This is a genomic window from Clostridium sulfidigenes (assembly GCF_000732635.1).
In the GTDB taxonomy this organism is placed as follows: Bacteria; Bacillota; Clostridia; order Clostridiales; family Clostridiaceae; genus Clostridium_J; species Clostridium_J sulfidigenes.
In genome coordinates this window covers 13,416-27,483 of record NZ_JPMD01000004.1, presented here as the reverse complement: position 1 = coordinate 27,483, position 14,068 = coordinate 13,416, and the positions used below count along the sequence as shown (strand labels likewise).

Here is a 14,068-nt window from a genome sequence, read left to right as displayed (position 1 = left end):
TAATCTGATTATTATCTAGCATATTTAAATATTCCCCAGGTAATTTCAAAAACCTTCATAAACAGAGTTCTTAGCTTCTTAATAAGTCAAAGATGTTTTAAAACAGATAATAACATATTCACATACCTACATAATCATTAATACAATAATCATATAAGCTGCAACGGAGGTGTCTAATGTCTACATTCAGAATTATTGTATTTGATGGTGGAGGAATTCGTGGTGCCCTATCCACACGTATATTAAAACGCATTTATAATAAATATCCTGATATCTTAAAGTATACACACTTATTTGCTGGTACTTCTACAGGTGCTTTAATAGCCTTAGCTCTAGCTTCTGGAAAGGATGGAAATTATGTTGATAACTTGTACAACTATGAGACTGTAAAAAGTATATTTTATCCTTCTCATCTTAACCTTTTCAGACCTAAATTTAATAATAAAAACTTAAGAGAAGTCATATTATCTGTATTTACAGAAGACCTTACCCTTGGGGATCTTGAAAAGTATGTATTCATCCCATCCTTTAATGTAAAAGGTTTTTCATCCGATAACTGGCAATCTGTATTTTTTAATAACCTTTCTCGTGGCTCAACATACACATCTAAGGTTGTAGATGTGGCTTTAGCTAGCTCTGCCGCTCCTACTTATTTTCCTTCATACAAGAACTTTATAGATGGGGGTGTAATTGTAAATAATCCTACAGCCGCCTCTATGATTTCCGTAATGAAGCTCCTTAAACCTAAACATTCACTATCTGATTTTCGTATATTATCTATTGGTACCGGCTCCACACTTAACCAAATAAAATCAGATACATCTTCTTGGGGTGCTCTCCAGTGGATGCTCAGACCGAAATGTAATGTTAAAACACCTTTGGTTTCAATACTACTAAATGATACACCTCTAGAAGACTTATATTGCAAAGAGCTTATCGGTCCAAACTACTTTAGAATAAATCCTATACTGAAATATAAAATTTCTCTTGATGACTATTCAAAAGTTCCATTACTTAAAAATGCTGTGGACAATCTAGATCTTTCCGATACCTTTAATTTTATAGAAAATCATTTTTTACATTAGTGCAAAATTTATTTAATATAAAAAGTTATTCTATAATTCCTTTTATCATTATAGAATAACTTTTTTATTTTTATGTACATTTTCTAATTAACTAACTTTATATAAATTTATATAACTAAGAATAATTTTCATATTTTACAAGTTTATTTTTTCCTTCCGCTTTAGCTATATATAATGCTTCATCTGCAAAATTAATACATTGATCAATATTTTTCTCTTTACCTGAATAGATAAATACACCTAGGCTAGATGTCACTTTTAATTTAAACTTTTCTCCATAATATATATTACCTCTTTCGATTGATGTTCTTATATTGTCACAGATTGAATAAATCTTTCTTTCACCTATACCTTGTAAAATCACTAAAAATTCTTCCCCACCATATCTCCCTGCAATTCCATGATTTTTAACATTATTTCTAATTATGCCTCCAACCATTTTTAATACACTATCTCCATAACTATGTCCATACTTATCATTGATTAATTTAAAATCATCAATATCTATCATTATGACAGCTAATTTCTTTCGTTCTCTTTGACAATCCTTAAATATCTTTTCTCCTTTTTCAAAAATTTCCATTCTGGACAGTAATCCTGTTAAAAAATCATGAGAAGAAAAATATTTAGTTCTATTATAAAGGCAAGAATTCTCTAAAGCTATAGCAACATAGGATGCTAATATCTTTAACTTGTTTAAATCATTTTCTGTATATGCATTTTTCTTATAACTTTGTACATTTAAAAATCCTCTAACCTTATCCTCTAAAATTAAAGGACAATACATTGCTGATTGAGTATTATCATCACTTACTTTTACCTTAAGGGTTGGTACATACTTTTTATATTCTTTATACAGATCATTAATTAAAATAGTGCTTCTATTTCTAACACAATAGGCTCCTATGCTAGTTTCATCTTCTACATGAACATTCTTTAAATTCAGCTTATTTCCTCTATCTATAAATAGTGCATAATCTAAAATTCCTTCTGATTCCTTAAGGGTAGAAACACCAACCACTTCTGCATCAATAATCATTGATATTTCCTTATGTATATTTTCTAATATATTCTCAAAATTAAGGTCTGAAGTTATTTTTTGTCCTATAGTTGATATTACTTTAATGTCATCATATAATGACTTAAATATAGCTGCTTCTTGCTTATTCTTTTCATTTTCTAAATCAGCAAGACTTAATTCACTAGTTATACAGTTCAATTCATTATTTATTTCAACATACTTCTCATAATACACTAATGCTTCCTTATATTTATTAATCTCCTTGTTAGATAAATACAGTTGTTTATATATATTTCTACTAATTAGTACGCATTTATTTTTTTCAGATATTTCTAATGCCTTTACTAGCTTATTAATAGCTTCATCATATTTATAATTAATTAAATCACTCTGAGCCCAAGACTCTAATATGCTAGCTTGAACTTCATAATAATCCCTCTTTGTGGCGTGCTCTAATGCAGCTGAATAGTCTTCTTCTGCTTCCTTTTCCTTACCAGTCTTAAAATTTATTTTTCCCCTTATCCTTAAAGATTCACTTCTTATAATTTCATAATTTAGCTTTTCTCCAATTTCAATAGATTCATTAATAAAATTCATGGCCTTTTCTAAGTTACCAAGTTCACATTCAATTTCAGCAATAACTTGATACATACTTATTTTCATATTATCATTATCACCATAAGGTATATCTTGTAAAGAATCTATAATTTTTTTAGCTTCATTATGTTTTCCTAAGTTCAAATAATTAACACAAATATTATTTAATATTACTAAAAAAAACTTATCATTCTTTAATTTTTTTGCTATTTTCAAAGCAATCTTTCCCCATTTTGTACTCAATTCACATAATCCTAATTGAAAGTAGGCACTCATAAGTCCATTTGATACATATAATTTTCCTTTTTCATCACTTATGCTTTGAAATAATGTATTAGCTTTTAATAGCCACTGTACTCCCTTCTCATATGTACCTGAATAATTAAAATACCACCCTATAGTTCCACTACACCAAGCTACTCCTTTGATATTTTCATTTTCAGTACATATTTTTAAACCTTCATCTAATATACTTTTAGCATTGTCTAGGTTACTTACTAGCTGTTCGTTAACATACTCTATAAATTGGTCTATGTAATTTGAATCTTCCCTAAGTCTATTTAGTACATCTTCTTTTGAATCTTTGTACATAGATTTCATAACCCCCTATTTTTATTATGTTATAAGGTATTAATTATTCCTCTTCTTCTATGGCAAAATCTCTAGTAACATCTCTTACCCATTTCCCACTACTTACTCTTACTATACTAACTAAAGATTTTATTATCTCATCACACCTAATTATAAAAAATACAACTACTATTGGTAACCCTAATATATCTACTGCTATGAATCCTCCTGGAATAGCTACGCACCACATAAATATAATATCATTTAATAATACAAATCTTGCGTCTCCTCCACCTCTTAGAACTCCCATCATCATATTACTTCCTAAAGCTTGGAATATAACAATAATAGAGGTTACACTCATGATTTCCATAGCAATTAATTTTGTACTTTGTGGAACATTGTAGAAGTTTACTATTATAGGCTTAATAACATATATTATTCCGCTGGCAATAAGCCCTGTAATTACACTAAATACACCTATCGTAAAGGCATATTCCATGGCTTTATTCTTTTTACCTTCACCTATGGTATTACCAATAATAACAGCTGCAGCATTAGATAATCCAAATATAAACACTGTTACAAATTGTTGTGCAACTCCATTTATACTATTGGCTGCTACTGTACTTGTTCCCATTTTTGCTACAATAACTGAAATCATAGAGGATCCTGTAGACCAAAGCAATTCATTAAATAATACCGGTGTACATGTAGATACATAATCCCTTAATATAACCTTATCCACCTTTAATAGATGCTTAGGTCGTAATTTTATCTTCTTCTCAAAATAAATCATAAATATTATAACTATTATAAATTCTGTGATTCTTGCCATAACGGTAGCAATAGCTGCTCCTCTTATGCCTAAGGCTGGGAATCCAAATTTTCCAAAAATAAATACCCAGTTAAAAAAAGCATTTACCAACAATGACACACTATATACTAACATTGAAATTTTTACCGTTTTTACAGAACGAAGCATCATTATTGTACAGTTTGTTAAACCATAGAATATGTATCCTATGCAGACTATTCTAAGATAGCTAGCCCCACCTTGTATAACAGCTATATCATTAGAAAATATACTCATAAACTGTGTTGGTAATAGTGCTGCTATGGCTATAAATATAATTATTATAACGGTACAAACTCTATACATAATTGCAAGTATCTTATGAATAGAATTTACATCTTTCTTCCCCCAATATTGAGATATCATAATATTTGATCCACTAGCTAGTCCAAAAAGTAGAATCATCAAAATAAAAAATAAATTATTTGCTAAAGCTACTGATGATAATTGGACTTCCCCTAAAGATCCTACCATTAAGGTGTCTATCATACTTACTGCAAAAGTAATTAAGTTCTGTATGGCTATGGGTATTGATATACTAAAAAGTAATCTATAAAATTTCTTATCTGTAGTTATTTTCATATAAATATTCTCCGTATTAATCCAATTTAATAAAATAATTATACCATATTTCACATATAAAATAACCATACATATTTCTACAAATATGCATGGTATGTATGGTTATTTTAGAATAATAAATATATTAATGCAAATTTCTTTATTATGAATATATTAATAAAATTATTTATGCTCTTAGAAAATTTCATCAACTTCCAAAATACATATTTTCATCTATCTTCTTATTCTAGCTTTTCTTTCATTTATTCTTTCTTTAGCCCTTCTGCGTTTTTCTTCATTAGCTATTTCTTTTTTTATTTTTTCATAACTTATAAATCTCTCCTTAGATAATTCTCCTCTTTCAATGGCTTGTTGAACAGCACATTTAGGTTCACTTTTATGCTTACAATCTGAAAAGTGACACTTCAATGCAAGATCTTCTATATCCTTAAAGGTGGCTTCTACGTCTCCCTGACTTAGCTGAAGTTCTCTCATTCCTGGAGTGTCTATTATAGCTCCCCCTGTTGGCAGCACAAACAACTCTCTATGGGTTGTAGTATGCCTTCCTTTGTCATATTCGCCAACTTCCTTAGTAATTTGTACTTCCTTTTCTAACAATTTATTTATTATAGTAGATTTTCCAACCCCTGAAGACCCAATAAAAACTACAGTATCATCGCTTTTTATAATATTTCTTACTACCTCTACACCTTCACCAGTTAAAGAACTTACACTTATCTTATCTATACCTAATGCCACCTGATCTAAGGATAATAATTTATCTTCTAAATCCTCACATAAATCCAATTTAGTTAATAAGATAACAGGTGTAGCACCACTATCCCATGCTATATTAATATATCTTTCTAATCTTCTTAGGTTAAAATTATTATTTAAAGACATTGTTATAAAAATCTTATCTATATTTGCAGCTAAAGCCTGTTCTTCACTTTTTACTCCTGCTACCTTTCTACAAATAAGCGTTTTTCTTTCTTGAATCTGATGTATTATTCCTTCTCCATAACCAAGCTCTTCATAATTAACCCAATCCCCTACAACTGGATAGTCCTTTTTATTAATTAATTCATATTGTAACTTCCCTGATAGAGTAGCTGATATTTCTCCCTTTTCAGTTATTATCTTGTATAAATTTCTATGCTGAGCATACACTCTTCCTATTGAATATTCATTTATATTATTTTCTCTCAACTATATAATCCCTCTTTCTAACTTTATACTTTAATTTATTTTCATTTAATAAGACGTTGAACTTATGCCCTTTAGCTTTTTTATAATAACCTTATTGGTTAAAAAACTTTATTTTTGCATACAAAAAAACCTTGGATTAAGCTACTCCAAGGCATAAGTTCAAATTAAATATAGTTATAAAATTAGGATTATAATATTATTATACTTCTAAGGTTTTAAACTGAATATAATTGTTAATATTAATCCACTGAAACTAACATTTAAATCTTAAATTTGGAGCGGCTGTATATACTTCATCTAATATTAATCTTTCTCTGTTCATCATAATACAACAACTCCTTTCAAATTCGATTTATATATTTATAATATTAATACATATATTAAGCATACATCAAATATACATATTTGTAAATAATTAAATAACAAATTCCTATAAATATTTTTCATTTTTAGAATTTTATATAATTTAAAATACTTATATGTCCATCTTTATTACCTATTTATATAAATCCACGGCTAAACTACTAAGTATTTCTTCATTAATAATTTCATATCCGTAATTGTCTTTTTTTAATACTTCCCTATTTATTAAATTATTTATAGTCCTTAATAGATGTCTATAGCTAGTTCCTAGCAACTCAGCAATCTCTGTTAATGTTTCATTAAATACAACTCTATTTCCTTCTTCCCTTGTTGCCATTATATAGCTTGCTAATCTGTTTTCCAGTGGATATAGTAAATTGATTGATCCATTTCTAGATGAAGTATCCATTTTATTTCCCAAGGAACTGCATATAAATCTTAGAAACTTAGGATCATTTAATAACTTTTCTCTTACCTTTTTAAAAGATAACCCAATACAATAAGCATCCTCTATAACTTCCATATTTGTAGTTGCCTTTGTAAAATTGATTAATTCTAAATCTCCTAGTACCATAAGTGGATAATAAAAACATATTAAAAGCGATTTACCATTTTTTAAACTAATATATACTTTAGCCTTACCTTCTACAAAAAAGAATAAATAATCTATAGGCTCATCTTCCTTACATAAAAATTCATTTCTCTTAAAGTGAAATAATTCCATATATTCTCTCATATCACTGGTAAAGATATCATTAATATTGTATTTATTTATATATGTGTTCATAAGTTCTGAGTTATTTATTTTCTTCATATTTTTCTCCTAAATCATATCAATCATATAAATTATTTATAAAAATCATTTCTCATCTTAAATACTTTCTTAATACAACTATGACATATGTCATAATACTTCTCAACTACTTTATGATAAATTCAATATGTAACTAAAAGGGGGATTGTCATGAATATTTTTATTTCTATATTTATAGGTGCATTAATTTCAGTAATGCTTGTGTTTAATGGAACCTTATCAAGGACTATTGGTAATTATTCTTCCAGTGTACTCATTCACATAATAGGTTTAATTACTATTATTACTGTATTATTTGCTACTAAGTCAAAATTAAAAATTCAAAAGGGTATTCCTATTTTATGGTACAGTGCTGGAGCCGTTGGAGTATTTACAGTGCTTTTTAGTAATATAAGTTTTGTGGCTCTTGGCGCTTCTTTAAGCATTTCTCTAGGATTACTTGGTCAAGCAATTTCTTCTATTATCATAGATAACTATGGATTACTTGGAATGAAAAAGATTAAATTTAACGGTAAGAAGTTCATAGGTTTATCAATTATGATTATAGGTATCATAATTATGACTATTTTTAAATAATGATAGGAGGTGAACTTTAATAAGGTTATTTATTCTATAACCTTATTAAGGATAAATAATGATATATATTATAATTTCTATTTTAGCTGGTGTAACTATTGTTATAGGTAGAACTATAAATTCTAAATTAGCAGAGAAAATCGGTATATTTCAAGGAACCTTTTTTAACTATATAGTCGGACTGTTTTTCTCAGTAGTATTTCTTTTATTCAGCAAAGAAACCTTTCCTTCAACCTTTAGTAGCTTTAGCACAATACCCTTTTTAGCATATTTAGGAGGACTTCTAGGAGTTATAACCATAGTTATTTCAAATTACATGACTCCGAGAATATCTTCTTTTTATCTAACTCTCTTTATATTTATTGGGCAATTATTTATGGGTATAGTAATTGACTATATCACCTTAGGTAAAGCATCTACAGGAAAAGTTATTGGAGGTATTTTAGTTCTTATAGGATTGGCCTATAATCTTATAGTAGATAAAAATGGCACTACTTGTGATGAAAGTGAAATTCTCAAAGCATAAGCAAATGAATACATCCAAATTATTCATCAATAATAATAAGTCCAAGTATAAGTAATTAATAATAAAAATTACTTACGCTTGGACTTGAATTATTTCATAGATGTCCTTTTATTTTAAATGCTCAATCCGATATCCGATTTCTTTATTGGCTAATCGATATCCTTCTTCTATTAATTCTTTCTCTGTAGGTGCAGTTCCAAGGATATTATCTATAGTAATTTGATCTCTATCACTAAAATATTTATCTAATAGATTTCTTTCCATATCTTCCTGAGAAGCTAGAGAATAATCGTCTAATATATGTCCTACAGTGAATCCATGATCTTTTAAAGCCCTCCCCACTAAGATGCTTCTATGACATCTTATAGGATCTTGCATCGCACCTAATAATGCTATTCTATATCCTTTTTCACAGCCATTCTTTAGCCTTTGAATACCTTTTATAAAATCTTCTTCATATACTACCTTCTCGAAATCTGAATACCCTTCATCATAATATGATATCTTATTTTCTCTCTTAGCAGCTAACTCTTTAGCCATATAGATATAAATAAAGCCTTCCTTTTTTAAAGTTTCCCTTATTGTTTCCTTGTCAAATTGAATATTATACTTTGAATAAGGAGTTCCTCTAATATCTACTACACAGTCAATGTTATAATGTCTTAGCATTTGAATTAACTTCTCTACAGTATAATTAGAATGTCCTATTGTAAATATTTGCATAATCTTTTCTTCTTTCATTAGTATAATCTATATTATTCATCACTCTTCTCTTTTCATACCCTTGATAATACTTATTATACTATAATTATGTAACCTCACAAATTTATGAGCATAATATGATTTTATAGAGTTATTGGAAGTGATGTTATGACAGGTGTTATTCTATACACTTTAGCTTTAGTGCTACTTCTTATTTCTTTAATTAAAGATAAGAAGAAAACTATTAAGGCTCTAAAAATTTCCCTTAAATCCTTTGAAAACATAATGCCTCAATTTTTAGGTATCATTATCACTGTAGGAATTCTCCTTGCTATAGTAGATGCAGCTACCATATCAAAATTAATTGGTTCTAATTCTGGGTTTTTAGGAGTTATTATTTCTTCTATTACTGGTTCCATAACTATGATGCCAACTTTTGTAGCCTTTTCATTAGGTAATACACTACTTGAAAGTGGAGCGGGTTATCCACAAGTGGGAGCTTTAATTTCTACTCTAACCATGGTTGGTATCATGACATATAGCTTAGAGTCAAAATATATAGGTAAAAAAGCTGCCTTTCTTAGAAATTTCATAGCCTTTGTCTTTTCCTTTGTAGTAGCTTTCTTTATTGGAAAGGTGGTGACTTTATTTTGATTAAACTACTTAACTTTCTAAAAAGGTATTCCTTTTTCCTTTTAAGTTTATTAATACTTATCTTAGTATTCGTCTTTAATTGGGACTTAGGAACTAAAAGCTTTATTAATGCTCAATCTAGCTTTATTCAGATGTTATCTGTACTTCCACCTATTATGATTCTTCTTGGCCTTATTGATGTGTGGGTTCCAAAAGAAGCATTAATGAAATATATGGGGAAGAACTCCGGATTTACTGGTGTTTTAATTGCTATTCTTATTGGCTCTATAGCTGCTGGGCCCATGTATGCTGCATTCCCTTTTACTGCAGTGCTTTTAAAAAAAGGAGTTAAATTTAGTAATATTATTATTTTTATGAATGCCTGGTGTGTTACTAAAATTTCTACATTACTCTTCGAAGTTTCCGCTATAGGTTATGCCTTTACCCTATCTAGATTAGTAATTGATATACCTGGAGTCATCATAATGGGTTATTTAGTGGAAGGGCTTATGAAAAAAGAAGATATAGATAATCTATATTTACGTTATGATACTTAAGAAATATAAAAATTAAGGAGTTACTAAATCAACTAAGATTTTAGTAACTCCTTTAATTCTGATTTAATTTTTATACCCAATACAATCAAGTAAGCAATATAGACATAATTATATTACTTATTATAAATACTATAAGTCCTCCCACAGCTATCCAAGACTTTGGATGAGCAAAGTTTACTGTCCAACCTACACCCAATCTTTTCTCTACCATCCAAGCTGGATCATTTTTATTATAATAAATGCTTCCTAGTATCCATTTATCATCATCATCTTTATATAACTCATCTTTTTCACCTTTTGTTTGGATATTTCTTCCACCTTGGCCAATTTTGATAAAAATAATGATAAATATAATCATAGTTATCATGAAAATTACCATAAATACATAGTTAATTATCATAGGATCAAAGTTAAATAATATAGATGCTTGAATTAAGGAAAACATAATAAGCATTTGTAGTATCATTACCATCATTAATATTGACCCTATTTTTTTAAACTTTCTCTTTCGAATAATGGCCTTCTCAATACTTCCACTATTTAAATCCACCTTAGAATTAATAATCACTTTGTTTATTCCATATAATAATGCTGTTAAAAAAACTTGAACAATTGGAAATTGATATATTATAAAATGACCTCTTAAAGTCTCCTTTTTAAACACCCCAAAGCTAGTATAAGGAATCTCCATCACCTTAGGTAATGCATCATATCTATACATAGTTACTAAAATACTTATTAAAGGAAAGATAAATAATAATAAAAACCATTTTGAGTCTATAGGTTTTATCTTTTCATCCTTTTTAGGCTTTCTTAGAGTAGTCTCTACCACTACTACATTTCTTTTAGTATAAGTCCAGTCTCTATGCTTTTTTAAGGTTTTAACCTTTTTATAATATGGAATATATACTATGAAGCTTATTATTAAACTACCTATAATAAGTATTGCCATTATAAATCCTAAAGTGTTTTCACTATAGTTATCAAGATTAAAGAATAAAATATTTACTCCTAAAAGCATAATAAAAAATATGATTGAAATAACTATTCTATAAGATTTTTCTATATCTTTTAGCTCCTTTTCTTCTTGATATTCCTTAGGAAATCTCACTCCAAAGAAAATGCCACTATTAGATGTTTTGTTCACAAAAAAACTAGTTAAAAATATAAATAATAACATGAAATTCATAAATGCTAAGAATAACCACTTATCCATATTAGTTATCCTCCTTCTTAAATCCACTAAAAATAGTGTCAATATAACTCTTTATATCTTCTTTACTTATGCCTCTATTAAAGCATTCAGCCATATAATACTCTAGTTCGTAATTTAAATTTTCTCTAAACCCCTCGTTAGAACTCTTTAAACTAAGAGAAATAAAAGCTCCTTTTCTTCTATCTATTTTAATATAACCATCATCCTTTAAAAGTGAATATGCTTTATTAACTGTATGCATATTCACTCCAATATCATCTGCTAACCCTCTAACGGATGGAAGTTCTTCACCTTCTTCTAGTTCCCCTCTTGCTATACCTTCAACTACCTGATTCTTTATCTGGACATATATAGGTATATCTGAGTCAAAGTCTATTTTTAAAATCAAAATCTCATCTCCCATTTAACTCCTTAGTTTATTAAACAACTTTTCTCCCTTAGTTTTCAATATTGTACATACTAATAATATCAAAAGTAATAGTAATAATGCTATAACCCCTAGATATAAATTTATATTTGTAATCGCAAATACCTTGTTAATTCCAATAGTTATAAAAATCACTACAACTACAAGTACTCCTCCCATAAGAATACTTATCATAGAACTTAAACTTTGCTTTACAACCTGTACTTCTGAAGTCCAGTCTAACTTAGGAAAAAATAAGTTAATCAAAAGGCCCCCAACTGATACTAAAATAGCTAATAGTGTAGGAATTAATATAGTCCACATAAAATTTATTAGGGTTAACTTAAAGGCTATGGCAAACATAATTGAATCCACTACTATAGTTGGTATTAGTAAAAGAATATTAACTCCTATCTTACCAATGAATATATCTTTAACTTCTAATGGAGATGATTTTAAAATCCACAAATTTCTTCCTTCAATTGATATAGCTGAACCTGTAGTGCAAGTTAATCCTATACCAAAGGATAATATTATAAGTGGTGCAAATTGCATTACCTGTTTTAATAGTGGTGCTAGTACCTGAAGGTCTGAATCACTAGATTGTGCCATCTGATCTATGAGAAAATCTCCTCCCATAACTAGAGATGATACAGCAGCTACCGTTACTAAAACTATACCTATTATTGTATTTGTAACATATACAGAAGATGAAAAATATCTTTTTAATTCTTTCTTTATTAACGCTCCCCTTAAAGTATTAGTTTTTAAAGACGTTAATTTATAATTAGATTTTTTAAAAGTTTCTCCTAATCTTAAATTTATTGACTTAAAGCTTCTAGCAAAGATTATTAAAAATATTATAAAAGGAATTATAGACCATAAAATAAATTTAGTCATAGATAATAAGCTTAAATTAGCTAAAGCATCCGTAAAGTAATAAGAAGGTGGATAAATAGTTTTTATCCCTTGAATTATAGATGTACTGTTCTCTATAACTATATTTATAATCTTATCCATTTTAAATGAACCTATCACTACTATAACTACAACTATCAAGGTTCCTATATTTAAAATTAAAGTTTTACGTTTCATTCTCGAAGATACATAGCTAAGAGCAAAGGCTATAATAGCTGCCATAACTATAGGTATAAGTGGTATAAAAATTATTCCTATGAATAAATAAATAAAAAATATAATACTTGTACCTGATTTCATAAAATAAACTATAGCTGGTGGAATTGTTACTAATGCTACAAATAAATAATTCAATAATAATAATTCAATCATCTTACTAGCTAAGATTATACCTGGTTTTATTGGTAAACTCATTAAGGTTTCAAAATCCCTCGAAGAAAAAAGAACACCCTGAGCCTTGTATACAGATGTAAAAAATGAAAACATAGTACTAAGAATCATTGCACTCATCAAAATAAGGCTTAAATATCCATACTGTCCTAATTGCTCTACTATAGCCAAGGAATACATTACAATTAACATACCTATAGAAAATATGCCTAGTAGTATTGCTAAAAATATGGATATGTTTTTTACTTTTTCACTCTTTGATTCTTCCTTTAGGAATTTATTTATTCCCCAAGTATTCATAATGCTATTTTTTAATAGAACTTTTAAATTACTCATTGTCAATCAACTCCATAAATATTTCTTCTAGACTACCATCACCTTTAACTTTATTGGTGTCTCCTGAAGCTACTATCTTTCCACCTTTAATGATAGCTATCTTATCACATAATTTTTCAGCAACTTCTAGTACGTGAGTAGAGAAAAATATAGCTCCTCCTTCATTACATAATTCCCTCATGAATCCTTTTAAAATATGTGCTGCTTTAGGATCCAATCCAACAAAGGGTTCATCTAAAATTAATAATTTAGGCTTATGAATAAGTGCTGATATAAGAGCTAGTTTTTGCTTCATACCATGAGAGTAGGATGAAATTAAATCTCCTAAAGATTTTGTAAGTTCAAAGGCTTCACTATACCTTTTTATAAGTGCTTCTCTTTCTTCCTTTGATACCTTAAAAATATCTCCTATGAAATTCAAATATTGAATGCCTGTTAAGGAATCATATAAATCCGGGTTATCCGGAATATACGCTATATCCCTTTTACACTCTATTGGACTAGTCTTTATAGAATTCCCATTTATTAAAATTTCTCCTTCTTCAAAATCTAAAATTCCTACTGCAGCTTTAATGGTAGTAGTTTTTCCAGCACCATTATGACCAATAAATCCAAATATATCTCCTGGTTTCACTTCAAGAGATATACTATCTACAGCTTTTTTACTACCACTATAAGACTTTGAAAAATTATTTATCTTTAACATTTTACATACCACCTTATTTGTTATAT

14 protein-coding genes are annotated in these 14,068 nt (G+C 28.3%); 5 read left to right on the top strand and 9 right to left on the bottom strand.

What is annotated here, in order from left to right; translation table 11 throughout:
- Positions 1-176 precede the first annotated feature (176 nt).
- Positions 177-1,085, top strand: coding sequence for a patatin-like phospholipase family protein (locus IO99_RS03100; protein ID WP_035130151.1), 909 nt, complete (start codon positions 177-179; stop codon positions 1,083-1,085).
- 115 nt (positions 1,086-1,200) lie between these two features.
- On the opposite strand, the gene IO99_RS03095 is transcribed toward IO99_RS03100, so the two are convergent.
- The 4 genes from IO99_RS03095 to yeiL all read right to left on the bottom strand — a co-directional run bounded on the left by IO99_RS03095 (position 1,201) and on the right by yeiL (position 7,076).
- A complete protein-coding gene (locus IO99_RS03095) occupies positions 1,201-3,294 on the bottom strand; it encodes a sensor domain-containing diguanylate cyclase (protein ID WP_035130149.1) in 2,094 nt (697 codons plus the stop codon).
- A gap of 43 nt (positions 3,295-3,337) precedes the next feature.
- Entirely contained in the window at positions 3,338-4,711 is a 1,374-nt protein-coding gene (locus IO99_RS03090; RefSeq protein ID WP_035130146.1) for an MATE family efflux transporter, read from the bottom strand.
- 213 nt (positions 4,712-4,924) lie between these two features.
- Complete coding sequence (gene rsgA, locus IO99_RS03085) at positions 4,925-5,899, bottom strand: ribosome small subunit-dependent GTPase A (protein ID WP_051823887.1); 975 nt, start codon at positions 5,897-5,899, stop codon at positions 4,925-4,927.
- Between the two features lie 496 nt (positions 5,900-6,395).
- Entirely contained in the window at positions 6,396-7,076 is a 681-nt protein-coding gene (gene yeiL, locus IO99_RS03080; protein WP_035130144.1) for a transcriptional regulator YeiL, read from the bottom strand.
- A 150-nt stretch (positions 7,077-7,226) separates the two neighbouring features.
- On the opposite strand from yeiL, the gene IO99_RS03075 reads away from it, so the two are divergent.
- Both IO99_RS03075 and IO99_RS03070 read left to right on the top strand, forming a co-directional pair.
- A complete protein-coding gene (locus tag IO99_RS03075; RefSeq protein ID WP_035130142.1) occupies positions 7,227-7,652 on the top strand; it encodes a DMT family transporter in 426 nt (141 codons plus the stop codon).
- A 58-nt stretch (positions 7,653-7,710) separates the two neighbouring features.
- The gene (locus tag IO99_RS03070) at positions 7,711-8,178 is read left to right on the top strand and encodes a DMT family transporter (protein ID WP_035130140.1); all 468 of its coding nucleotides are present in this window, start codon (positions 7,711-7,713) and stop codon (positions 8,176-8,178) included.
- Positions 8,179-8,286: 108 nt separating this feature from the next.
- Here the strand turns inward: IO99_RS03070 and IO99_RS03065 are convergent, their stop codons facing one another.
- Positions 8,287-8,901 carry a DUF488 domain-containing protein gene (locus IO99_RS03065; RefSeq protein ID WP_035130138.1) on the bottom strand — a complete coding sequence of 205 codons (615 nt, stop codon included), beginning with the start codon at positions 8,899-8,901 and terminating at the stop codon, positions 8,287-8,289.
- A gap of 147 nt (positions 8,902-9,048) precedes the next feature.
- Here IO99_RS03065 and IO99_RS03060 point away from each other — a divergent pair, with 147 nt between their 5' ends.
- A complete protein-coding gene (locus IO99_RS03060) occupies positions 9,049-9,534 on the top strand; it encodes a hypothetical protein (RefSeq protein WP_035130136.1) in 486 nt (161 codons plus the stop codon).
- A 53-nt stretch (positions 9,535-9,587) separates the two neighbouring features.
- Positions 9,588-10,070 carry a permease gene (locus IO99_RS03055; RefSeq protein ID WP_423219414.1) on the top strand — a complete coding sequence of 161 codons (483 nt, stop codon included), beginning with the start codon at positions 9,588-9,590 and terminating at the stop codon, positions 10,068-10,070.
- Between the two features lie 85 nt (positions 10,071-10,155).
- On the opposite strand, the gene IO99_RS03050 is transcribed toward IO99_RS03055, so the two are convergent.
- Genes IO99_RS03050 through IO99_RS03035 form a run of 4 tightly spaced genes read right to left on the bottom strand, consistent with a single transcriptional unit; the run spans position 10,156 to position 14,042 of the window.
- Positions 10,156-11,286, bottom strand: a complete 1,131-nt coding sequence (locus IO99_RS03050) for a DUF5808 domain-containing protein (RefSeq protein ID WP_035130132.1) — start codon at positions 11,284-11,286, stop codon at positions 10,156-10,158.
- 1 nt (position 11,287) lies between these two features.
- On the bottom strand, positions 11,288-11,674 hold the full coding sequence (locus IO99_RS03045; protein WP_035130250.1) for a GntR family transcriptional regulator: 387 nt from the start codon (positions 11,672-11,674) through the stop codon (positions 11,288-11,290).
- A gap of 15 nt (positions 11,675-11,689) precedes the next feature.
- Complete coding sequence (locus IO99_RS03040) at positions 11,690-13,336, bottom strand: ABC transporter permease (protein WP_035130130.1); 1,647 nt, start codon at positions 13,334-13,336, stop codon at positions 11,690-11,692.
- Positions 13,329-14,042 carry an ABC transporter ATP-binding protein gene (locus tag IO99_RS03035; RefSeq protein WP_035130128.1) on the bottom strand — a complete coding sequence of 238 codons (714 nt, stop codon included), beginning with the start codon at positions 14,040-14,042 and terminating at the stop codon, positions 13,329-13,331. The genes IO99_RS03040 and IO99_RS03035 overlap by 8 nt, the downstream gene beginning before the upstream one ends.
- Positions 14,043-14,068: the final 26 nt, after the last annotated feature.

Bases quoted from the DNA above. Each gene is read 5' to 3' on its own strand.
- IO99_RS03070 (WP_035130140.1), top strand. From the start codon at position 7,711: ATGATATATATTATAATTTCTATTTTAGCTGGTGTAACTATTGTTATA.
- IO99_RS03095 (WP_035130149.1), bottom strand. From the start codon at position 3,294: ATGTACAAAGATTCAAAAGAAGATGTACTAAATAGACTTAGGGAAGAT.
- IO99_RS03090 (WP_035130146.1), bottom strand. From the start codon at position 4,711: ATGAAAATAACTACAGATAAGAAATTTTATAGATTACTTTTTAGTATA.
- IO99_RS03075 (WP_035130142.1), top strand. From the start codon at position 7,227: ATGAATATTTTTATTTCTATATTTATAGGTGCATTAATTTCAGTAATG.
- IO99_RS03040 (WP_035130130.1), bottom strand. From the start codon at position 13,336: ATGAGTAATTTAAAAGTTCTATTAAAAAATAGCATTATGAATACTTGG.
- IO99_RS03100 (WP_035130151.1), top strand. From the start codon at position 177: ATGTCTACATTCAGAATTATTGTATTTGATGGTGGAGGAATTCGTGGT.
- IO99_RS03065 (WP_035130138.1), bottom strand. From the start codon at position 8,901: ATGCAAATATTTACAATAGGACATTCTAATTATACTGTAGAGAAGTTA.
- yeiL (WP_035130144.1), bottom strand. From the start codon at position 7,076: ATGAAGAAAATAAATAACTCAGAACTTATGAACACATATATAAATAAA.
- IO99_RS03050 (WP_035130132.1), bottom strand. From the start codon at position 11,286: ATGGATAAGTGGTTATTCTTAGCATTTATGAATTTCATGTTATTATTT.
- IO99_RS03035 (WP_035130128.1), bottom strand. From the start codon at position 14,042: ATGTTAAAGATAAATAATTTTTCAAAGTCTTATAGTGGTAGTAAAAAA.
- IO99_RS03060 (WP_035130136.1), top strand. From the start codon at position 9,049: ATGACAGGTGTTATTCTATACACTTTAGCTTTAGTGCTACTTCTTATT.